This window comes from Roseburia hominis A2-183 (genome assembly GCF_000225345.1).
Taxonomy (GTDB): Bacteria; Bacillota; Clostridia; order Lachnospirales; family Lachnospiraceae; genus Roseburia; species Roseburia hominis.
Genome location: NC_015977.1, coordinates 3,165,282 through 3,187,365 on the forward strand (window position 1 = coordinate 3,165,282; position 22,084 = coordinate 3,187,365).

Annotated in this window: 22 protein-coding genes and 1 tRNA gene; 4 read left to right on the forward strand and 19 right to left on the reverse strand. The window is 53.0% G+C overall.

All coding sequences use genetic code 11. The features are described from left to right. Nucleotides 1-16 precede the first annotated feature (16 nt). The 8 genes from RHOM_RS14345 to RHOM_RS14380 form a co-directional block, all read right to left on the reverse strand. Nucleotides 17-664 carry an HAD family hydrolase gene (locus tag RHOM_RS14345; protein ID WP_014081015.1) on the reverse strand — a complete coding sequence of 216 codons (648 nt, stop codon included), beginning with the start codon at nucleotides 662-664 and terminating at the stop codon, nucleotides 17-19. Continuing rightward, nucleotides 661-1,308: a thiamine phosphate synthase gene (gene thiE / locus RHOM_RS14350; RefSeq protein WP_014081016.1), complete on the reverse strand. Its 648-nt coding sequence runs from the start codon at nucleotides 1,306-1,308 to the stop codon at nucleotides 661-663. The genes RHOM_RS14345 and thiE overlap by 4 nt, the downstream gene beginning before the upstream one ends. Then, nucleotides 1,295-2,194 (reverse strand): hydroxyethylthiazole kinase, encoded by a 900-nt coding sequence (thiM, locus tag RHOM_RS14355; RefSeq protein WP_014081017.1) that lies wholly within the window; start codon nucleotides 2,192-2,194, stop codon nucleotides 1,295-1,297. The genes thiE and thiM overlap by 14 nt, the downstream gene beginning before the upstream one ends. 380 nt (nucleotides 2,195-2,574) lie before the next feature. After that, entirely contained in the window at nucleotides 2,575-3,795 is a 1,221-nt protein-coding gene (locus RHOM_RS14360) for an AI-2E family transporter (RefSeq protein WP_014081018.1), read from the reverse strand. Between the two features lie 26 nt (nucleotides 3,796-3,821). Beyond that, complete coding sequence (locus RHOM_RS14365; protein ID WP_044025074.1) at nucleotides 3,822-4,547, reverse strand: TraX family protein; 726 nt, start codon at nucleotides 4,545-4,547, stop codon at nucleotides 3,822-3,824. Nucleotides 4,548-4,627: 80 nt separating this feature from the next. Then, nucleotides 4,628-5,326, reverse strand: coding sequence for an orotidine-5'-phosphate decarboxylase (gene pyrF / locus RHOM_RS14370; RefSeq protein ID WP_014081020.1), 699 nt, complete (start codon nucleotides 5,324-5,326; stop codon nucleotides 4,628-4,630). A gap of 625 nt (nucleotides 5,327-5,951) precedes the next feature. Continuing rightward, a complete protein-coding gene (locus RHOM_RS14375; RefSeq protein WP_014081022.1) occupies nucleotides 5,952-6,926 on the reverse strand; it encodes an Abi family protein in 975 nt (324 codons plus the stop codon). Between the two features lie 207 nt (nucleotides 6,927-7,133). Continuing rightward, nucleotides 7,134-7,207: transfer RNA gene (locus RHOM_RS14380), tRNA-Pro, on the reverse strand. Nucleotides 7,208-7,616: 409 nt separating this feature from the next. Here RHOM_RS14380 and ymfI point away from each other — a divergent pair. After that, nucleotides 7,617-8,348 (forward strand): elongation factor P 5-aminopentanone reductase, encoded by a 732-nt coding sequence (gene ymfI, locus RHOM_RS14390; RefSeq protein WP_014081024.1) that lies wholly within the window; start codon nucleotides 7,617-7,619, stop codon nucleotides 8,346-8,348. A gap of 55 nt (nucleotides 8,349-8,403) precedes the next feature. Here the strand turns inward: ymfI and RHOM_RS14395 are convergent, their stop codons facing one another. After that, on the reverse strand, nucleotides 8,404-10,515 hold the full coding sequence (locus RHOM_RS14395; RefSeq protein ID WP_014081025.1) for a glycogen debranching protein: 2,112 nt from the start codon (nucleotides 10,513-10,515) through the stop codon (nucleotides 8,404-8,406). Nucleotides 10,516-10,712: 197 nt separating this feature from the next. On the opposite strand from RHOM_RS14395, the gene RHOM_RS14400 reads away from it, so the two are divergent. From RHOM_RS14400 to RHOM_RS17750, 3 genes are all read left to right on the forward strand, one after another. Then, nucleotides 10,713-11,219 carry a flavin reductase family protein gene (locus RHOM_RS14400; RefSeq protein WP_014081026.1) on the forward strand — a complete coding sequence of 169 codons (507 nt, stop codon included), beginning with the start codon at nucleotides 10,713-10,715 and terminating at the stop codon, nucleotides 11,217-11,219. A gap of 28 nt (nucleotides 11,220-11,247) precedes the next feature. Further along, the gene (locus RHOM_RS14405; RefSeq protein ID WP_014081027.1) at nucleotides 11,248-12,246 is read left to right on the forward strand and encodes a pectinesterase family protein; all 999 of its coding nucleotides are present in this window, start codon (nucleotides 11,248-11,250) and stop codon (nucleotides 12,244-12,246) included. A gap of 80 nt (nucleotides 12,247-12,326) precedes the next feature. After that, nucleotides 12,327-12,479 carry a hypothetical protein gene (locus RHOM_RS17750; RefSeq protein WP_014081028.1) on the forward strand — a complete coding sequence of 51 codons (153 nt, stop codon included), beginning with the start codon at nucleotides 12,327-12,329 and terminating at the stop codon, nucleotides 12,477-12,479. A 22-nt stretch (nucleotides 12,480-12,501) separates the two neighbouring features. Here the strand turns inward: RHOM_RS17750 and RHOM_RS14415 are convergent, their stop codons facing one another. The 10 genes from RHOM_RS14415 to cysK all read right to left on the reverse strand — a co-directional run bounded on the left by RHOM_RS14415 (nucleotide 12,502) and on the right by cysK (nucleotide 22,020). Next, on the reverse strand, nucleotides 12,502-13,098 hold the full coding sequence (locus RHOM_RS14415; protein ID WP_014081029.1) for an ABC transporter ATP-binding protein: 597 nt from the start codon (nucleotides 13,096-13,098) through the stop codon (nucleotides 12,502-12,504). A gap of 32 nt (nucleotides 13,099-13,130) precedes the next feature. Continuing rightward, nucleotides 13,131-14,144: an ABC transporter ATP-binding protein gene (locus RHOM_RS14420; RefSeq protein ID WP_014081030.1), complete on the reverse strand. Its 1,014-nt coding sequence runs from the start codon at nucleotides 14,142-14,144 to the stop codon at nucleotides 13,131-13,133. A gap of 23 nt (nucleotides 14,145-14,167) precedes the next feature. Further along, complete coding sequence (locus RHOM_RS14425; protein WP_014081031.1) at nucleotides 14,168-15,031, reverse strand: ABC transporter permease; 864 nt, start codon at nucleotides 15,029-15,031, stop codon at nucleotides 14,168-14,170. Continuing rightward, on the reverse strand, nucleotides 15,024-16,022 hold the full coding sequence (locus RHOM_RS14430) for an ABC transporter permease (protein WP_014081032.1): 999 nt from the start codon (nucleotides 16,020-16,022) through the stop codon (nucleotides 15,024-15,026). Before RHOM_RS14430 ends, RHOM_RS14425 begins: the two co-directional genes overlap by 8 nt. An 11-nt stretch (nucleotides 16,023-16,033) precedes the next feature. Continuing rightward, nucleotides 16,034-17,713, reverse strand: coding sequence for an ABC transporter substrate-binding protein (locus tag RHOM_RS14435; protein ID WP_014081033.1), 1,680 nt, complete (start codon nucleotides 17,711-17,713; stop codon nucleotides 16,034-16,036). Between the two features lie 116 nt (nucleotides 17,714-17,829). Further along, nucleotides 17,830-18,996 (reverse strand): ATP-binding protein, encoded by a 1,167-nt coding sequence (locus tag RHOM_RS14440; protein ID WP_014081034.1) that lies wholly within the window; start codon nucleotides 18,994-18,996, stop codon nucleotides 17,830-17,832. Between the two features lie 16 nt (nucleotides 18,997-19,012). Beyond that, the gene (locus RHOM_RS14445) at nucleotides 19,013-19,768 is read right to left on the reverse strand and encodes a tRNA threonylcarbamoyladenosine dehydratase (RefSeq protein WP_014081035.1); all 756 of its coding nucleotides are present in this window, start codon (nucleotides 19,766-19,768) and stop codon (nucleotides 19,013-19,015) included. A gap of 60 nt (nucleotides 19,769-19,828) precedes the next feature. Beyond that, complete coding sequence (nadA, locus tag RHOM_RS14450; protein ID WP_014081036.1) at nucleotides 19,829-20,752, reverse strand: quinolinate synthase NadA; 924 nt, start codon at nucleotides 20,750-20,752, stop codon at nucleotides 19,829-19,831. Nucleotides 20,753-20,833: 81 nt separating this feature from the next. Then, on the reverse strand, nucleotides 20,834-21,007 hold the full coding sequence (locus RHOM_RS17610) for a hypothetical protein (protein ID WP_014081037.1): 174 nt from the start codon (nucleotides 21,005-21,007) through the stop codon (nucleotides 20,834-20,836). Between the two features lie 74 nt (nucleotides 21,008-21,081). After that, nucleotides 21,082-22,020, reverse strand: a complete 939-nt coding sequence (cysK, locus tag RHOM_RS14455) for a cysteine synthase A (RefSeq protein ID WP_014081038.1) — start codon at nucleotides 22,018-22,020, stop codon at nucleotides 21,082-21,084. Nucleotides 22,021-22,084: the final 64 nt, after the last annotated feature.

A 22,084-nucleotide genomic window follows, 5' to 3' on the forward strand; every position in this document is an offset into this window, starting at 1 on the left:
CGCCAGCATTACATTCTCAAGTACAGTCTTGTGTGGGAACAGATTGAATCTCCCGCACATAGCAGTCCGCCAGGCCGGCAATCGCCTCCTGATCATTTCTGCTCGTCTCATCGTAAAGCCCCACCGTATAAAACCCGGCTGCCTTTGCCGTCTTAATCGCATAGAGCGCATCCTCGAACACCCAGGTGTCCGCCGGGTGCGTACCAAGTGCCTTTGCCGCTGCCAGATAGATGTCCGGCCTTTCTTTTCCCGCGCCGATCTCCGTGCAGGTAAAAATCTGTTTAAAATAGCCGGCAAGTCCTGTCCGCGCGAGCGCCGCCTCCACCATCGGCCGGTTCGTCGCGGTGGCGACCGCCATCGGTATTCCCCGCTTTTTGAGCGATTCCAGATATACCGCAACGCCCGGCTTCGGCAGAACCTCATCCCGGTATGCCGCAAACACAATCGCGTCCATGTCCGTCACAATCGTATCGGGGGAATCCGGCAAACCGTACCTTTCCTTCACATACACAGCTCCGTCCCGCATGCTCATGGGAAAAAGCACATCTCCGAGCCCTTCTTCCGGTTCGATTCCCCGGTTCCGCAAATACTGCTCGCCGACGTGAACCCACACCTGCATGGAGTCTAGCAGCGTGCCGTCCATATCAAAAATTGCCCCCTTCATTCCTGATCCCCCGCCATTTCCTCTACCAGAGCGCGCAGACGTCTCGTCGCCGCCTCGATATCCTTCTGTGCAAAAATGGCACTGATCACGGCAACGCCGCACAGACCGTTTCCGCGCAGCTGCAGAAGATTCTCCTCCTTGATGCCGCCGATCGCAATGACCGGAATCTTTACCGTCTCGCAGATGGCACGTATCGTCGCCGCATCAATGTGTCCCGCCTCCGGTTTGGAACTGGTCGTAAACGCAGCGCCAACGCCCAGATAATCCGCGCCATGGCGTTCTGCGCGGAGCGCTTCTTCCACATTATGCGCAGATACGCCGATGATTTTGTCAGCGCCCAGAATGGCACGCACATCGCCGGCTTCCATATCATCCTGCCCGACATGCACCCCGTCCGCGTCAATCTCTTTCGCAAGCGCCACGTCGTCGTTGATCACAAACGGCACGCCGTACCGCCGGCACACTGCCTGGATCTCCAACGCCTCCGCACGGAGTGCTTCCCCGGTCAGCTTTTTTTCCCGTAGCTGGACAAATGTCGCGCCTCCCCGGAGCGCTTCTTCCACCTGCGCCCCCAGCGTTGTTCCCTCGCTCCAGCTTCGATCAGTCACTGCATAAAGCAGCAGATCTCTTTTATCGCACTTCATAACGAATCCTTCCCTCCAGCATTTTCTGGTCCATCCGGTACACAGCATCAATGATACCGGTCCCGTAGGAGGCATTTCCGCCGCATAAACCGCGCTGCTCCCATGCAATCTCTCCTGCTGCATTCATCACGCAGACTGCCGCCGCGACCGCCTCCATGCCGCGCGCCGCGCATGCTGCTCCTCCCGCAGTATTCCCGCCGGTGCTTCCAGCCGGCGCTTCCATATTCCGCGCCACCGCGAGGAACGCCGCCGCAAGTCCGGAGAGCTGGCACCCGGTTCCGGTCACCCGGCTCATTTCCTCTCTCCCTCCGCGGATCACCACACACTGCTGTCCGTCCGAGACAAGATCGATCGCACCGGTCACCGCCACCACCGCGCCAAGGCGCTTAGAGACCGCCTTTACGAATGTGACCGCCTCCGCGAGCGTCTCCTCCGTGACCACATCCACCGGACGCACATCCACACCGCCCGCGGCGCCGGCCGCCTTCTTTTCTGCCAGTTCAGAAAGCGTCCGGATCTCCGACATGTTGCCGCGTATGGCGGTAAACGTCACCGCCCCCAACAGCTCTTCTGCCATCTTCCGGCGAAATGCGCTCGCACCGACGCCGACCGGGTCAAGCACTACCGGAATCCCGTTCCCGTTTGCCGCCTTTCCCGCCGCAAGCATTGCCTGCTCTCTGCGCTCGCCAGGAGTTCCCATATTAAGGGCGAGCGCCCCCGCATGCGCCGTGATCTCTCCCATCTCCTGCGGCTCGTCCGCCATGACCGGGTTCGCTCCACACGCCAGGATCATGTTTGCCACGTCATGCGCCGTCACATAATTCGTGATACAGTGTACCCGCGGCGCCGCCGCTCTTATTTTTTCCAGATATTCGTATGCTTCCAAGTAATGCTTCCCCTTTTTCCAACGCCATTTTATAAATATTTTCCACTTTTTAGAAATTTCTTACACTATATTAAGACATTCTTCATTTTGCCGTCAAGCTTCCGACACATTTTCCCGATAAGATAGAATCATCAAAAGGAGCTGTTGAGTTTCGACGCGGGGGTTGGGGTTCTGTCAGTTCCGCCTAAAAACTCTCTCACCGGCACTGCCGGCGGGTTTTATATATATTCCATATACTATATTACACTATTTCAAAAAGCCTTTCGGAAGTCCCTCCTACACTTCCGAAAGGCTTTTTTTCATTTATCCACAAGACTGCTCTTCTGCGGATAAAAAAGCTGCCTGATCTTATCGCGGAAGAACCCTCTTCTCTCCCCAAATTACCCGGCGGTATTCCCGCTGCCGCCGGTCTTGTCACTAACCTCTGGCCCGGCCGCCGCAGCGCCGCCTGACGGCGCGTTCCAGCGGCTCTCGGGAATCTCCCGCTCCCGCAGTCTTTTTTTCACAAACATGGCAAACAGTGCGTACAGCACGGAGCAAAGCGGAATGAACACCAGAATACCCAGGATGCCGAACATGTTGCCGCCGACGGTCACTGCCACCAGCACCCAGATGGAGGGCAGTCCGACGGAACTTCCCACCACGTGCGGGTAGATCAGATTTCCCTCTATCTGCTGCAGCACCAGAAACAGCACCAGAAACCACACCGCCTGCACCGGATCTACCATCACGATCAGAAGCATTCCGATGACACAGCCGATAAATGCGCCGAAAATCGGAATCAGCGCCGTTATCGCAATCACGATTCCGGTCAGCATCGCATACGGCATCCCCAGAATCGACATGGTAATGACAAACAAGGTGCCGAGAATCACCGCCTCCACGCACTGCCCGGACAGGAAACTGGAAAACACCTGATTGGACAGAGCTGCCACCGAGAGAATCTTCTCCGTGGCCTTCTCCGGAAAGACTGCGTACAGAATCTGTTTTGCCTGTCTCGCCAGACGCTCCTTCTGGAACAGCACATAGATGGAAAACGTAAACGCAATCACAAACGTCACCACACCGCTCACGATCCCGGAAAAAATACCAACGCCGGAGCTCACAACCCCCGCCGCAAAATTCTGCACAAACGTCACAATCGAGTCGGCAAGCGATGACCAGTCAATATTAAGCTCCGCCACCGCAGGGGCAAGTGCCGGATAGCTGTCCGGAAGATCTGTCAGCCACTTCTGTACGGCTTTTACCGCAACCGGAACCTGCTGTACAATCATGGAAATCGTATTTCCAAGCTCCGGTATCACGACCACAAGTGCCAGCGTGATAATACCGATCACAAGCGCAAGCGTCAGCAGATAGGCAACGGGTCTTCTCCATTTTGCAAGCTTCCCGTTCTTCGCAAACAGATGCCGCTCGATACTCTTCATCGGAACATTGATCACGAATGCGATCGCGCCTCCAACCAGAAACGGCATCACAATCCCCAGCACAAAATCCACCGCTCCGATCACCACGTCAAAATGCTCCATCCCGCAATAGAGCAGAATCCCAAATGCAATGATCTGCATCATCCGTTTCCGCGTCTCCTTTGATATCTCCATACTTACTCTCTTCCTCTCTTTCTCTCCTACACCACCGCAATCTGCGCGGTTCCCATCCCTACACAGATCAGATAAAGAACCAATAGATGCACCGGGTAGAACGCATAGAACAGGTACTTTATGTTCCATCCGCGCTTTCCATTATAGAACGCAATCGGGATAAACGCCACGATCGCCGGAAGTTCCCAGCAGAACGCCAGGCAGCCTGCCACGATCTGTAATCCCCGCATCTGTCTCGTCATATAAAACACCAGAATTGCGAGCACGCCTTTTGCATCATAATCTGTGTGCAGCAGATAGGCCGCACCCATTCCCCCGAATGTGATGATGACAAGCAGCGCACTGCGCAAAACCGGATGCCACTCCTGCTTTTTCACCACCGCATCAAACAGCATGATCGTAAGAAGCCCGATCAGCAGCGTGAAAAATACATTCTGATAGCCGAATTCCAGTATTTTCCCGGAAAATGCCAGATCGAACGGTATCTCCGACAGCAGGGCAAATCCAAACAACCGAAGTGCATATTTTTTCCGGCTGCCCGTGTAAAAAAATCCCTCCACAAGCAGAAAACAGAAAATAGGGAATGCCACTCTGCCGACGGCGCGCATCGCATAATAGATCTTATAGAGCATCTCACTCCCCTGTCCGGCAATCAGCAGTCTGGCAATGACCGCCGCTCCGATATGGTCGATCAGCATCGTGATGATCGCGATCAACTTCAATGTGCTTCCGCTCAATCCTTTTTGAGGCATCTTCCCCACCGTCCTTTTCTTCCTATGAAAAAAAGAGGAGACCAGGCTGTTTCGTCCATCTCCTCTTCGTGTATGCCGTCCTAACCTACAAATTCTTCCACACATCTGCGGTATGCCGCTACCGGATCCGCCGCCTGTGTGATCGGTCTTCCGACTACGATGTAATCCGATCCGAGTTCCTTTGCCTTTGCAGGTGTCGTCACACGCTTCTGATCTCCCACATCGCCGTCCGCAAAACGCACGCCCGGTGTGATCGTCAAAAACTTTTCTCCGCAGACTGCATGTACCTTACCCGCCTCAAGCGGCGAGCATACGACTCCGTCCAGTCCTGCTTCCATGGTATTTTTCGCATAGTGCATGACCGTCTCATCGATCGGCTTGTCAATCCACAGCTCCTGCTGCATCACTTCCTCGCTCGTGGAGGTAAGCTGCGTCACCGCGATCAGCAGCGGTCTGCTGCCGTCCGCTCTCGTCAGTCCCTCCAGTGCCGCCTGCATCATGCCCTTTGTTCCCGCTGCATGTACATTGCACATATCGACATCCAGTCCCGAGAGAACCGCCATCGCCTTTTTCACCGTGTTCGGAATGTCATGAAGCTTCAGATCAAGGAAGATCTTGTGTCCCATCCCCTTGATGGTACGCACGATGTCCGGTCCTTCCGCATAAAAAAGCTCCATTCCAATCTTGACGAACGGCTTCTCGTCCTTGAACTTCTCAAGAAACGCAATGACTTCTGCCTTACTGTTAAAATCACATGCAATAATAACGTCTTTTCCCATGTCTTCCTCCCGTGTTCTTCACTCGCAAATCATCAGTGCAATTATACACTGCACCAGGGGCTTTGACAAGGCAATTCGCGTTCTGTTGACAGAATCTTTATCCTTGATCCTTTTTCCTTTAATCGCAATAAAACTCCTTCTTTCATCCAAAAATTCCGGTTGTGGCAAGTGATATTCCTGCATCGTTCTGCGTATTGTCGGGATTCCCCATCGTCCTGATTGGAAAAACTGGACAGCGAATCATATAAATGTCTGGGACATCCCTGGTTTGCACTCTTTATCTGTTGGAGTTTCACATTTAAGTTTCTGAATTAACTCTAATTTTTCAAGTAATTCTTTCGTTGTCATTTTAGTTCTCCCCATATTTTTATATCGTATCACTATTTTTTGTGTAAGAAACTCAAATTTTATTTCACGAACTCAAAAAGGAACTCAAATAATTTGAGTTCCTTTTTGAGTTCCTTCCTATGGATATCACCCGGCATTAAATGCCCATACAGACTAAAGCCCATACATAAAAAGGAGCCACAGAGTGACTCCTCCAGTGCAGTCCGAAAACATACACCTCTTTCATTACATATAATATATCTTATATCCTTGAAAAATGCAAGTTTTTATTATTTTTTCAAACATTCAAATACGCCTCTAACCCCACAACCTTTGCCGGAACATTATTCTGTATAATATGATCGTAAATCTCCGAAGCAACACTATTCTGCAGTCGCTGATTCTCTTCCTTGTACTTATTTAGCAAAGTCAATGCTCTCGTACCACTAAAATCCACTCGTTTAAGAAGACAGCACACAATTATAATATAATCAATCAGAGAATACAACGTAATATTCTGAATACCCGTTTCTTTTTCTACCCATTTTTTAAGCACGGGGCTGATTTTCCGATCTTTAAATCTAGTATCGAAAATAATATTATTATGTGCAACAGAATTCCGCAGTGCTTTCAAAGTGTAAATCATGATAGAAAGTAAATTTTTATTAGCATCTATCGAAATATCAAACATATTCATCTGCTTTAAGATATTCTCACGTACCGCCTCATTTAGGCACTCAAAAAAACCTGCCAGATCACTAAGATATAGTATTTCAAAAACGACCCAGATAGGTGCATCTTCTCCTCTATTATAAAAGTGCCGCACCATTTGATTTTCTTTTTCTTCTTCATCATGATAGCGCGCAGCTAATTTGGCGTACACCGAATTACGCAATTTAAGGCGTTTTGACTGCAATTTCGTATTTGTCGTATTATCACTCATACGTTCTTTATAAAGATGCTCAAAAGTGCCAAGCTTAAGACCTTTCACTGATTCATTGCACACAATATTTTTAAGTGCTGTCTCAATAAACATAAGTTCCGGATACAGCGCTGCCTTCAAATTATTATCATACTCAATAACCGCTACCACCTCGCTGAAATCAGAATATGGAATCTGCCTGTAACTATTTCCGGCAAAACGGTATCCCTTATACCCATGATAATAGCCATAGCTTGTTAATTGCTGTTTTTGATAACTTCCGCTAATTTGTATTTTGCAATCATTTCTCAAATGCCGCATTAACCCATTGATTGTCTGCGGAGAGTTCATTCAGGTTCCTCCTCTCGTCATTGTTTGTATTGCTTTTGTAATTATTTTAACAAAATCCATCCTATCTGACAAGCAGTGAACCTATTATCAGGCAAGAAAGTGTACTATCTTCTCTCTTAACATTCATGATCCTTTTCTTCTGATATTCTATACACAAAAAACCGCCAACCCTTGATCTCTCTAAGGTTGACGGTCTCTACCAGTCAGTCGATGCGACAGGATTCGAACCTGCGACCTCTGCGTCCCGAACGCAGCGCTCTACCAAGCTGAGCCACGCATCGATATTTATGAAGCACTTTGTTGTCTCTCAAATCGTGCTTCATTATATTATCACAAGTTTTTCTGTTTGTCCAGAAAAATTTTGTATTTTTTTAATTTTTTTGAAATTTCAAACAAAGCCGCCTAAAATATATGATATAATGAACTCTGACGAGTTCATATTAGAAGTTCCTGCGGAACTTCGGATGCGCAGAAGTCGGCGCAGAAAAGAGGATATAATGAACTCTGACGAGTTCATATTAGAAGTTCCTGCGGAACTTCGGATGCGCAGAAGTCGGCGCAAAAAAGAGGATATAATGAACTCTGACGAGTTCATATTAGAAGTTCCTGCGGAACTTCGGATGCGCAGAAAGCAGCGCAAAAAGAGGATATACCGTATTCACAATATAAATAGAAGAAAGGTCTTTCATCATGTATAAAACCGTACTCATTACCGGCGCCTCACGCGGCATCGGGCGGGCGATCGCCTGCGCCTTTGCCAGGGAGGGCTGCCGTCTGGTCATCAACTGTTCCCACTCCGAAAAGGAGCTGCTGGCGCTGGCAGACGAATTAAGGGAAACCTGCCATGTGGACGTACTCACCAGCATCGGCGACGTATCGGACTATACCTATATGGAACAGCTTTTCTCCCAAAGCGAAGCCCGCTTCGGCGGCATCGACATTCTTGTAAACAATGCCGGCATCTCGCATATCGGCCTGCTGGAAGATATGACCATCGATGAGTGGAACCGCATCATCGGCGTCAATCTGACCTCCGTCTTTTCCGCGAGCAAGCTTGCCCTGCCACACATGATCCACCAGAAATCCGGGAAAATCTTAAACATCTCCTCGATCTGGGGAAATGTCGGCGCCTCATGCGAGGTCGCATACTCCGCCTGCAAAGGTGGCATCAATTCCTTCACCCGCGCCCTCGCCAAGGAGCTCGCTCCGAGCAACATCCAGGTCAACGCGATCGCCTGCGGCGTGATCGACACCGAGATGAATTCCTGCTTTTCCGAGGAAGAGCGCGCCCAGCTCGCCGAGGAAATCCCCGCCGGGCGCTTCGGCGCGCCGGAGGAAGTGGCATCGCTTGCCGTGCAGATTACCACCGGAAACGACTACCTGACCGGACAGATCATCACCCTCGACGGCGGCTACCTCTAGGAGCCGCAACGCAGGCTGTAGGCATTCGCCACGGGTTTCTGCCCGCTTAGCCCGCTTACTCCGCCACCAGCACGATCGCCGTGCGCGGCGGAACCTTCAATGTCTTCTTATAATAAAATTCTGTGCAGGACTCCATATCTCTGCCGTCCTCGTACTCCACGGACGTGTTGACACACACTTTCCACTGGAGCCCGTTCGGCAGTTCCGGAAGCTGCATCACTAACGTCTCCCAGTAAGCATTCATACAATAGAACACAATATCGTCCCGCGTGTCGTGCTCATCTCTTCCCGCATACATGATGCCGATGAGCCGGCTGTTGGAATCCGTACCGCCGTTCCATGGATAACCGTTGTGAATGCTGATCTCCGGCAGATTGCATGCCACCGGCTTCGTCTTCTTGCGCAGAATGGCATAGCGCTTCCGGAAATCGATCATATACCGCACAAAATCATGAATCTCCCGGTATTTTTCCAGCCTCGTCCAGTCCAGCCAGGATATGATGTTGTCCTGACAGTAGGCATTGTTGTTGCCAAACTGCGTGTTGCAGAACTCGTCGCCGCCGTAGAACATCGCCGGTCCGCGGCTGCAGAGCAGCGTCGCAAACGCATTTTTCACCATGCGCCGGCGCAGTCCCTCGATCTGCGGATCGTCCGTCTCTCCCTCGACACCGCAGTTCCAGCTGTTTCCGTTGTTGTCGCCGTCCGTATTGTTCCAGCCGTTTTTCTCATTGTGCTTCGTATTGTACGAGTACAGATCATAGAGCGTAAAACCGTCATGACAGGTCAGGAAATTCACCGATGCGCTCTCACCTCTGTGCACCGGATCGTACAGATCCGTCGAACCGATGATGCGGTTGATCGCGGTTCCCGCCATGCTCCCGTCGCCCTTTAAAAAGCGGCGCATATCATCTCTGTATCTGCCGTTCCACTCTGACCATCTGCGAAATGCCGGAAAGCTTCCCACCTGGTAAAGTCCTGCCGCATCCCACGCCTCGGCGATCAGCTTCACATGTCCTAAGATCGGGTCGCAGGCGATCCCCTGTAAGATCGGCGGATCCGGCATCGGCGCCCCGTTCTGGTCACGCGTCAGAATCGAAGCCAGATCGAACCGAAAACCGTCCACGCGGTACTCCATCACCCAGTAGCGCAGGCAGTCAATGATAAACTTGCGCATGATCGGGTGGTTGCAGTTCATGGCATTGCCACATCCGCTGAAATTGTAGTAATGTCCATCCGGCGTCAGCATATAATAAATATTATTATCAATGCCCTTAAATGAAAAACACGGTCCATTCTCATTTCCCTCGGCAGTATGGTTAAACACGACATCCAGAATGACTTCCATGCCGTTTGCCTTGAGTTCACTGATCAGCAGCTTTAACTCGTCTCCCTCGTGATTGTGCTCTACCACGGACGAATAGCTGGTGTTCGGCGCAAAAAAGCTTACCGTATTGTACCCCCAGTAATTGTACAGCTGCACGCCGTCCACCACACGGGCGCTCTCCATCTCATCGAACTCAAAAATCGGGAGAAGCTCGATCGCGTTGACGCCAAGATCCTTCAGATACGGAATCTTCTGGCGCAGTCCCTCAAACGTGCCGCCTGCCGTCACCCCGGAAGAAGCGTCCCTGGTAAATCCTCTTACATGTGTCTCGTATATGATCAGATCCTCCGCCGGAATCTCCGGAAACGTCATTTTTCCCCAGTCAAAATTATTCTCCACCACACGGGCGTGATACACAAAGCCCTCGTCACTCTCCGGGCGCTCGCCCCAGTTCCGCTGCCCCGTCACTGCCTTCGCAAACGGATCCAGCAGCACATTGTTCTTGTCAAACAACAGCCCCCTGGACTCATCATACGGTCCGTCCAGCTGAAACGCGTATTCAAATTCATCAATCTTCAAGCCGAATACCAGCATTGCGAACGTGTTGCCAATGTGGTATGCCTCTGGATACTTCAGTCTGGCGTATGGCTCCTTTTCCTGCGGCCGGAACAGCAGAAGCGTACATCCCGTCGCGCCGACCGAATGAATCGTAAAGCTCACTCCTCTCGCCGTCGGCACTGCGCCTTCTGAATTGTAAAATCCCGGGCGCACCATAAAACCGTCAATCTCATCCAATGGCGGGAGCATGACTCCCCGATCCTGTCTGTGGCCTAATCCTGCCATCGCCGCTCCTCCTTCTTCCTTTTGCGTACTATATTACTATTATACGCACTCCGTCTATTTTTTCAACTGCTCTGGCGCTCATCTGCGCCCCTTCCGGTGTGAAAAGTATCCCGTTTTGCCGCCGGCTTTCTTGTCATTTTCCCGTCAAAATGGTATCATATCTACAGAAATGATACCGACAGAAAGGAAGTAATCTTATGCACACATTCCAACCGTTACCATTTGATCTTGTAGAATTTAATCCATTTACCAAAATCGGCAAAGAGTGGGCGCTCGTCACAGCCGGCAACAAGGAAAAAGCCAACACGATGACCGTAAGCTGGGGCGGTGTCGGTGTCCTCTGGGGCAAAAATGTTGCTTTCATTTTTGTGCGTGATTCCCGCTACACCAAAGAATTCATCGACGCGAACGAATTTTTCTCCATTACCTTCCTGTCCGGGCAATACCGTGACGCATTAAATTACTGCGGTTCCCATTCCGGAAGAGACGAAGACAAATTCGCCGCGGCAGGTCTTAACCTCGCCACGCGCCACAACATCCCTTACGTGGACGAGGGCAACTTTGTCCTTCTCTGCGAGAAAATGTCTGCCACCCGCATCACGGAAGACTCTTTTCTTCTCCCTGAGATCAAGGAAAAATGGTACAAGGACGGCGATATGCACACCATGTATGTCGCGGAGATCATCGATATTCTCGCCCGTTAATTCTATTTTTCCAAAAAGGAAGCCACTTATGTATACAATGACCGTTGCGCCAGGGGCAGATGTCTCTGGCGGCTTTTATTCACTGAAAGCGGCGTTCGCCGCCATGCCGGAAGATCCGGCGGTTCCCGTGACCATCCGCGTCATGCCCGGAATCTACCACGAAAAATTATCCCTCACACGCCCGAACGTCACGATCGAGGGCGCAGGAGCATCCCCGTCCGACACCGTGATCTCCTTCGGCGATTACGGCTACGAGATCATGTCGGACGGCATCAAGCGCGGAACCTTCCGCTCCTACACCTTTTTCGTGCATGCCGCAGACGTTACGCTGCGCAACTTAACCATCGAGAATACTGCCGGCGACTCCAAAACGCACGGGCAGGCAATTGCACTCTATGCCGAATGTGACCGTTTTGTCGCGGAATACTGCCGGATTCTCGGGCATCAGGATACGCTTTTTACCGGTCCGCTTCCCCCGGAGGAATACGAGCCCGGCGGCTTTCGCGGGCCGACCGAGTCCGCACCGCGCATCAACGGCAGACAATATTATCACAACTGCTATATCTGCGGCGATATCGACTTTATTTTCGGCAGTGCGACCGCTTACTTTGAAGGCTGTACGATCGCATCCTTAGGACCCGGATATGTCACCGCCGCTTCCACCCCCGAAGGGCAGGAATACGGCTATGTTTTCCACGACTGCCGCTTTGCCGCGGAGGGTTGTCCTCAGCACGCGGCCTATATCGGCCGTCCCTGGCGGGATTACGCACGGGTTGTCCTCATGGACTGCGCGATAGGCGCCCACATTCATCCTGCCGGATTTCATGACTGGGGCAAGGAGCACGCACACGGCACCGTTCTTTTTGCCGAGTATCACAGTTATCCACAGGACGCTGACTGTGGCTGTGCAGACAGCTGCCGCCCGTTTGCACAGCGTGCAGACTTTGTGGATACCTTAGACGGCGCACAGGCTGCCCATTTTTCCAGAGAGCTTGTGCTGGCGGGGGACGACGGCTGGCTGCCGTGACCGTTTTCTTGTATATTCCGCCAAATGATGGTAAAATACTAACCATAAATGGATTGTTTTGTATTAAGGAGGTTGTTTTTATGGAAGAAAAGATTTACAAGACAATGGGATCGACTGGCGCTGCAAGCCTTGCCGTCGGCATCTGCGTACTGACAGGCGGCATTGCAGCCGGAATTCTTCTCATTGTGAATGGCGCGCGCTTATTGAAGAACCGCGCGAAGATAATATTCTGATTTTTCTTTTTATTTGCAGGCATCACAGCCGCATGATGCGGTCACAGACCTGCTCCATCAGCTTTTCGTCGTGGCTTACGACCAGAAGCCCTATTTTTCGTTCTTTCACTTCCGCCAGCAGGAAGTTCCAGATCTGGCTCTGGGTGATGGGATCCAGCATGGTGCTGATCTCGTCTGCAATCAGGAACCGTGTTCTCTCCCCCAGAGCCCTCGCTATGCAGAATCGCTGCAGTTCTCCTCCGGATAGTTCGCCCGGATACCGGTTACACCAATCCCGCTCAATCCCGAGCCCCTCTATCACACGTTCGCTGATCGAATCTCCCTCCTGCAGAACCGCCTGCATCCGCACGCGCGGATTGACCGCCTGCTCCGGATGCTGCCAGATCATCTGCACCGGGCAGTAACCGCTCCCCGGAAGCGGCATATCATCCACACAGACACGTCCAGTCACCGGCGTGCGGCAGCCCGCCAGAATCTGACAGAGCGTCGTCTTACCAAAGCCGCTCGGCGCGGCGATCCCCAGCCGGTCGGTACTCCCCAGTTCCAGACTCACATCCGACAGCACCTCTCTGCTGCCCCCCGGATATTTATAGCTGATATGTTCCGCTTTCAGTCTCACCGGACGTTTCCTCCTCTCCCTCTGATAGTTCTTTATGAATTCTCTGTATACAATATGCAGCGTACCCTGCCGCCGCGTACACAAGCGACCGGAATCTCCCCGTCACACGCCTCCCGACGGTCGGCGCAGCGCGGTGCAAACGGACATCCTGCCGGCAGATCTTTGACGTAAGGCTGTGTTCCGGGCAGTGCCGCAAACCCGCGCCCCGGCAGCGCCTCATACAGCGCTCTCGTATATGGGTGCCGCAACAGCGTCTCGTCCGCAAAATCTGTCACCTTCGCTTCCTCCACGGTCGTCCCGGCATAAAACACAACGATCCGGTCCGCCACTTCAAGCGCCAGTTCCAGATCATGTGTAATCAGAAGCACACCGTTTCCATCGTCCGCAAATGTCCGGAAATCCTGCATCGCCTGTTTTGCCAGCGCAAGATCCATGCCCGGCGTCGGCTCGTCCGCAATGATCAGGCGCGGCTGCCACATCAGTGCCGTCAGTAAAAGCACACGGCGCGCCATGCCGCCGGATAGTTCAAACGGATAGAGATCCGCAACTTCGTCCGCAAGCCCATACCTTGCAAGGAGTTCCCGCATCCGCGCTTCCTCCTGCCGCTTTTCCCGGTCTGCTCCGCAAAAAAGCTTCTGCCGCTTTCCCTGGTCTGCTCCGCAAAAAAGCTTCTGCCGCTTCTTCGTTTCCCCAATGATCTGTCTGCCGACCTTCATCAGAGGATCAAGATAATTGACACTCTGCGGCACCAGCGCGATCTCCCTGCCGCGCAGCGCCTTTAATTCCGCCTCGCCGCAGGCGCTTCCCCGGTAAAAAATACTGCCGCTTGCAGCCGCATTGGCGGGGAGAATTCCCATTATGGCATGCGCCAGAAGGCTTTTTCCCGATCCGCTGCTCCCGACGACCGCGACGATCTCACCCTCACGCACCGTCACATTCAGATCACGGATCACCGGAAGTTCCCCTTGCTTTGCGCTGCGCTTCTCATACTGCGCGAAAGATACCGTCAGATGCTCGATGCGCAGTAATTCTTTTTTCTCTTCCATCGTTTTTCTCCACTCAAAATCTTCTACAGCTGCGCGCTCGACGGGTCAAGCAGCGCCTTTAAGCCGCTCCCGATCCGGTCGAAAAGAACCACCACGCCGACCAGCGCCAGTCCCGGGAAGAGCGCCAACCACCATTTTCCGGTGCTCAGATACGACATGCTCTCCGAGAGGATCACGCCAATCGCCGGCTTCTCCGGCGGCAGTCCAAAGCCCAGAAACGTGATGCTCGCCTCATGCAGGATCGCGTGCGGGAACAATAACACCAGTCCCACAAGGAACTGCGGAAGAATCTGCGGAAAAATGTGCCATCTGGCAATGTACCACGGACTTTTCCCGAGCTGTTTTGCAATGCCAACGTACGCCGCCTCCCGCACCTGCAGGATCTCCCCGCGGATCACGCGCGCGAGGTTCGGCCAGTGTGTCAGCGCCACACCGACAACCACACCCTTTTCACCCTTTCCAAGCGCGTAGGAAATCAATAGCAACAGCACAATATGCGGAACTCCCATCATCAGATCAATGCACCAGCTGATGATGCCGTCCGCCCATTTTCCGCCGACCGCCGCGGCAGTTCCAAGGAAAAGCGCAAGCACTGCGCTGACCGCCGACGCCAGCACACCGATGCGGATGCTCGTGGAGAGCCCCGCCAGCGTGCGCGACAGCATATCACGCCCCATCCAGTCCGTCCCAAACAGATACTTAAGGCACGGCGGCAGATTTTTGCGCGAAAAATCCGTGACCACCGCCCGCTCCTCCAGACAGATTCCAGCCACTGCAACGGCTGCTAAAAGCAGCACTGCCGCCAGAAGAAAGCGCCGCATCCACTGGCGCCCGTTGCGTCTGCCCGCCGTGTGGGCAGCAATCGTCATATGACCGGTTTTATCCATGACTTCTGCCCCTCCTTATCTGCGGATCAATCACACCGTAAAGTACATTTGCCGCAAGATTTCCGAGGAATACGAACAGTGTGCTGATGACCGTGATCGCCAAAAGCAGCGACACATCGCTCCCCAGCCCGGCATCAATCGCTGCCTGTCCGAGTCCCGGATAAGAAAATACCTGCTCCACGAGCACCGAGCCGCCAAAGATCTCACTGATGGAACCAAACTGCAGGGTGATGGCAGGCAGCACCAGATTGCGCAGGGCATGTCTTTTTACGATATAGCCGCTGCTCTCCCCGCGCGCGCGCGCAAACAGCACATAGTCGCTCTCCATGATCGCAATCATTTTTTCCCGGGTGTGCAGCGTGATGTTTGCCACGCCCGTCAGCCCGAGCGTCAGCGCCGGGAGAATCAGATGCCGGATGCGCACGCCGATGCCCGCCTCCGCCGCCGTCATGCCTGCCGGCAGATTCATGCCGAACGGCAGCCAGCCGAGCCACACGGCAAAGATCATCAAGAGCAGCAGACCGATCCAGAATGCCGGCGTGCTAGCCAGAAGCAGCGCATACCCGCGGATCAGATGGTCCGGCAGACGGTCTTTAAAATACCCCGCCACAATGCCGAGCACAAGCCCCAGAATTCCGGACAGTACCCACGCCACGCACATCAGCGCAAACGAGTTGCCGAACTTCTCCGCAACGACCTCCGCGACCGGGCGGTTATATTTCAGCGAAGTGCCCATATCCCCCCGCACAAAATCCTTCGCCCAGTTCAGATAGCGCTCCGCCGGCGGCACATCCTTTCCCCAGTAGGACTCCATCTGCGCCCGTTTCTCCGGCGTCATGCGCATGTAAGCCGTCGCTCCGACGTTCGCCTGTACCGGATCAATCGGAGACAGCGACACCAGCATAAACGCGGCAATGCTGACACCGATCAGCAGTGTCAGCATTTTTATTACATTTTTTATGAAAAAGCTTATGTAATGCCTGATATTCATTCTTCCCTCATCTATTCCCAGGTCCACTGGTCGACATTGTTGACTAACGACCAGCCGTGACCGTGCGGATGCAGCTTCTGCTCCGCCACTGCCAGGCCATCCCGCGCAAAGTAGAGATGATCCACGTTGGCAAACCATACCCAGAGTGCCTCGGCATCCGGTCCGACATCTTCCTGTGCCTGCTGCCAGAGACTGTAGGACTCATTCATATCTGTCGCAGCAAGTGCCGCATCCAGAAGTTCGTCCGTCTTCTCATTGGAATATCCCGTAAAATTGCAGGAACCGCCGGTATAATACAGCTGATAATCCTCCACCGGCGAGTTGGAACCCCAGCCCCAGGTAATTGGGTCGGAGTACATCTTTGTATACAACTCGTCCCAGCTTCCCAGACCTTCGTATAATACGTTTATTCCTACCGCTTTCATCTGGTTGGAGAGCTCTGCCGTGAGCGCCTGCCGCACGGAATCGGACGCGGAATAATACACGGTAAATTCCGCTTTCTGTCCGTCTTTTTCCACAATGCCGTCGCCGTCCGTATCACTCCATCCACCGTCCGCAAGAATCTGCTCTGCCTTTTCCACATCATACGGGATAATCATGGACTCGCTCGACCACGGCATGTTATCCGATACGCTGTAAGCGACCTCGCCGTAGCCGTTTAACACATGATCGATCATGGTCTGACGGTCAAGCGCGTAGTTCATCGCCCGGCGGAGTGCCACATCGCATGTCACATCGTTTCCCGCCGCATACACGGTATCCCCGTCGACAACCTCGCTGCCCGCCGGAATCGACGGAAGCGAGATTCCCCTGGAATCCACCGACTTACAGACCAGAAGCTGATAGCCGTCCACCTGCTCGTCGCTGTACACCGCAGACGTGTAGGCGATATCCACCTGTCCCGCTTTTACCGCCGCAAGCGCCGCGTCTTCCTCCATGAACAGGACAATGACTTTTTTCATCTGCACTTCATCCCCGTAGTAGTCCGGATTCGCCTCCAAAACGACCTGCTGCCCTTTGTCCCACTGTGTCAGGATATATCTGCCGGAACCGACCGGGTTCTCCCCGTAGGCTGCTTCATCGTAGCAGTGCTCCGGCACGATACCGAACACCGCCAGTGTATACAAAAACGCATTGTACGGCTTGCTCATGTGGAAAATCACCGTGGTATCATCCGGTGCCTCCACAGAATCGAGCATACTTAAGTCCGCCTCCGAATTCGGCGTGGCAAGCGCCGTGTTAAACGTAAATGCCGCATCAGACGCCGTCAGCGGTTCCCCGTCCGTGAACTTCACATCGTCCCGGATGTGAAACGTCCAGGTCAGTCCGTCCTCACTCACACTGTAATCCGTCGCCAGATCGTTCTCGAACTCCATATCCACGTTCGTCCGGATCAGCGTCGACTGGATCAGCGGCTCATGGCAGTGTTCCCCGCAGCCCCAGTTGATGCACGGGTTAAATCCCGCCGCCGGCTCCGACGAAGGACTCATCGCCACGATGACCGTATCCGCGGTTCCTGCCACGCTCTGCGCCGCATTCCCGTCTCCGGCGCTGTCTTTTCCCTGTACTGCCTCTGTCGCCGTACCATCTGCGTTATTGCCTGTCTGCTCCGCACCTGTGCTGCCGCATCCGGCAAACAGATTCATCGTCACTACCGCTGCCCCAAGCAGCGCCATCCACCTCTTTTTCATTATTTATTCTCCCTTGTTAAAATTGCCGGCATTTCTGCCCAGTGCACAAAGGATAGCATGAAAAAGAGGGGCCGCACAAGCCCCTCGGGGGGATAAAAATGACACAAAATCAAAGATTATGCTTTGTCATATTCATCCAGAAAATGATGGCGGACACCATCTTTTTTATAACCGATCACAGTGTTCAGGTTGACGTTCTCCACACTGCGGAAGATATTCTTCTCAATGTAAGGATTCTTCTTGCGAAGCTCCCGGATCAGATCCTTGATCTCCGCGCGCTTGGAACCCTTCTCCGTACCGCCGCAGGAAGCACAGCTTTCCGTGAAACGGCAGGCACACTGAATAAAGTGCAGGTCATTGTAATTCATCCAGTGGATGATGTCCTCCTCGCGCACCAGATACAGCGGACGGATCAGCTCCATCCCCGGGAAGTTCGTACTGTGCAGCTTCGGCATCATCGTCTGTACCTGCGCCCCGTAAAGCATTCCCATAAGGATGGTCTCGATCACATCATCAAAATGATGCCCCAGCGCAATCTTGTTGCAGCCGAGCTCCTTTGCCTTGCTGTAGAGATGCCCTCTGCGCATGCGCGCGCACAGGTAGCACGGAGATTCCTCCTCACCCGCCACAATGTCAAAGATCTCGGAAGTAAATACCGTGATCGGGACGTTTAAGATTCTGGCGTTGTTTACGATCGTCTCGTAGTTGATCTCATTGTACCCCGGATTCATGACGAGGAATACCACCTCGAAATTCTTCTTGCCGTGGCGCTCCAGCTCCTGAAACAGCTTCGCCATCAACATGGAATCTTTTCCTCCGGAAATACAGACGGCGATCTTGTCACCGTCCTGGATCAGCTCGTATTCGTTGATCGCCTTTGTGAACTTCCGCCAGATCTCTTTGCGGAACTTTTTGACAATGCTGCGCTCGATCTCGCTGCAGCGGTCCAGGTTCTTCTCTTCGGCATCCGGCGCTTTTGTCTGTTCCATGGATTCTAACAGCTTCATGCGCAGGTACGCACGGTATCCGCCCTGCACACTGTATACCTCATAACCCTCCTCTAAAAGCTCGCGCGCCAGCTCGTCGCTGCGCTCTCCCGTATAGCAGATCAGGTAGACCGGGCAGTCCTTGGGCACCTCGTCCTTATGCGCCTCAAACTCCTCCCAGTAGATATGCTTTGCTCCCGGATATGTCTCTCTCAAAAAATCAGCTTCTCTGCGGATGTCTATGATTACTTTTTCCCGCTCGTCCTTCTGCAGTTCTTCTATGGTTCTCTGATACATGCCTGTCCCTCATTCTCTATTCTGCCGCAAGGTCCTTGATGACCTCCGATGCAATGATCAATCCTGCCACCGATGGCACAAATGCGTTGGAACCCGGAATCGCACGGCGCTCCGTACATTTATGCTTTGCTCCCGGCGGGCAGATGCAGTGTGCACGGCAGCTGATCGACATATCCTCGATCGGCGTGACCGGCTGCTCCCTGGAATATACCACCTTCAGTTTCTTCACCCCGCGCTTTTTGAGCTCGCGGCGCATAACCTTCGCCAGCGGGCAGACCGACGTCTTATAGATGTCCGCCACCTCAAACATTGCCGGATTCAGCTTATTGCCGGCGCCCATGCTGCTGATGATCGGCGTTCCTGTCTCCTGCGCCTGCATGACCAGCGCAATCTTTGCCGTCACGGTATCGACTGCGTCCACGACGTACGAATAGCTCGAAAAATCGAACTCGTCTCTCGTCTCCGGCAGATAGAAGCACTTGTGCACCTCCACCTTACAGTCCGGGTTAATGTCGAGGATGCGGTCCCGCATGACCTCCACCTTATATTTCCCTACGGTGCTGCGCGTTGCAATGATCTGACGGTTCAGATTGGTGAGGCAGACCTTATCATCGTCGATCAGATCGATAGCTCCCACACCGCTGCGCACCAGCGCCTCTACGGTGTAGCCTCCCACACCGCCAATGCCAAAAACAGCGACCCTCGCACGCGAGAGCCGCTCCATAGCCTCTTTTCCTAATAATAATTCTGTTCTGGAAAATTGATTTAACATAGATACTCCTGTATATTGTAACGTTTACGCCTGTCCGCTTCTATCATATAGCGTCCGCCGTTATTTTGCAAGTTCCAACATGCGCTGCAGCGGCTTTGCGGCACGGGTCAGGATCTCGTCGGAGAGCGTGATCTCCTCAAGTTCTCCGCTGCCGAGCTTCTCAAGCACCTGCTCGACTTTATCGATCGTCACTTTCTTCATGTTCGGGCAGAACTGTCTGTGTCCCACCGAATAGAACTTCTTATCCGGATTCTTCTGCTGCAGTTCAAAGAATACGCCCATCTCCGTGCAGATGATGAACTTTTTGCAGTCGCTCTGCGTCGCAAAATCAATAATCTCAGACGTGCTTCCCACGAAATCGGACATCGCAACCACGTCCTCGGTACACTCCGGGTGCGTCAGCACCAGTGCGTCCGGACAGGCATCCTTTGCCGCCTGCAGCTCTGCCGCGTGAATGCTCTTATGCACATGGCAGAAGCCGTCGTGGAAAATGAAATGCTTCTCCGGCAGCTTTTCCGCCACATATCTGCCGAGGTTGTTGTCCGGCACGAAGAAAATATTCTTCTGCGGAATGTTGGACACGACTTTTACCGCGTTGGAGGAAGTCACGCACACATCCGATACCGCCTTAATCTCCGCCGTGGAGTTCACATAGCAGACCACTGCCAGATCTTCGTATTCCTCTCTCACTTCCGCGATCCGGTCTGCCGTAATCATATGTGCCATCGGGCAGTCCGCACACTCGTCCGCCATCACAACCGTCTTATCCGGGTTTAAGATCTTCGCGCTCTCACCCATAAACGTCACTCCGGCAAACAGAATCGTCTTCTGCGGCACCTTCGTCGCAACCTTGCTCAGATAAAAGGAATCACCCACATAATCGGCAATCTCCTGCACGGCGCCGTCCACATAATAATGCGCAAGAATGACAACATCCTTCTCTTTCTGCAATTCCTTGATCCGCTTCGCTCTCTCTGCTTCCATTTTTATCTCCGTTCTCTATACATCCGCTTTTCAGGTGACAAGACACCTGTCACGATAGATTGTCATTGTGATACTTTGATATCATATCATGTTTTCAGCAAATGTCCAGAGTTTTCCTGTCTCTGCGCCTGTTTTTCCGGGATGCCCCGCACTTTTCCCATGCACTAACAGACCTTCCGCACTTTCCACGGTCAAAAACAGACCTTCCACACATTTCACGGTCAAAAACAGACCTTCCACACATTTCACGGTCAAAAAAAAGACCCTCCGGCGGCACAGGCAAAACCCGTGCTGCCAAAGGATCCGGCATTTGCTCTTCGAGCGGTCTCCTAGTTCTTTGCAAACAGGGAGGTGGACAGATATCTGTCTCCGGAATCCGGAAGCAGAGCCACGATCGTCTTGCCCTTGTTCTCCGGTCTTGCAGCCAGAATGGCTGCCGCCTTTAATGCTGCGCCGGAAGAGATACCTACGAGGATACCTTCGCTACGTGCAAACGCTCTTCCCTCTGTAAATGCGTCGTCGTTCTCGATCGTGATGACTTCATCGTACACCTTGGTGTTGAGTACATCCGGAACAAATCCTGCGCCGATACCCTGAATCTTATGTGCACCCGGTGTGCCCTTGGATAATACCGGGCTGGTCGCCGGCTCTACCGCAACGATCTTCACGTTCGGGTTCTTCTCCTTTAAGTACTCGCCGACACCGGTTACCGTTCCACCGGTACCTACGCCTGCTACAAAGATATCAACCTTACCGTCTGTCTGCTCCCAGATCTCCGGTCCTGTGGTTGCCTTGTGCGCCGCCGGGTTTGCCGGGTTCACGAACTGTCCTAAGATCACAGCGCCCGGTGTGGACTCCTTTAATTCCTCTGCCTTGGCAATGGCGCCCTTCATGCCCTTCGCGCCCTCTGTCAGTACCAGTTCTGCGCCGTATGCCGCCAGAAGGTTTCTGCGCTCTACGCTCATCGTATCCGGCAATGTCAGGATGGCATGGTAGCCCTTTGCCGCAGCAACTGCTGCAAGTCCGATACCTGTGTTGCCGGAGGTCGGCTCAATAATGGTTGCGCCCGGTTTTAAGATGCCCTTCTTCTCCGCATCCTCGATCATCGCCAGTGCGATACGATCCTTTACCGATCCTGCCGGGTTTAAATACTCCAGCTTTCCCAGGATCGTTGCGTCCTTTACGCCTGCTTCCGCAGAGTAGCGGTTCAGCTTTAATAAAGGTGTGTTTCCAATCAGGTCCAGTGCGCTCTCAGCAATTTTACTCATAATAAAATCCTCCTGTTCTCAATTCATTTCCGTTTCTATGGTGTTTTTTTATTTTCCTATAAAA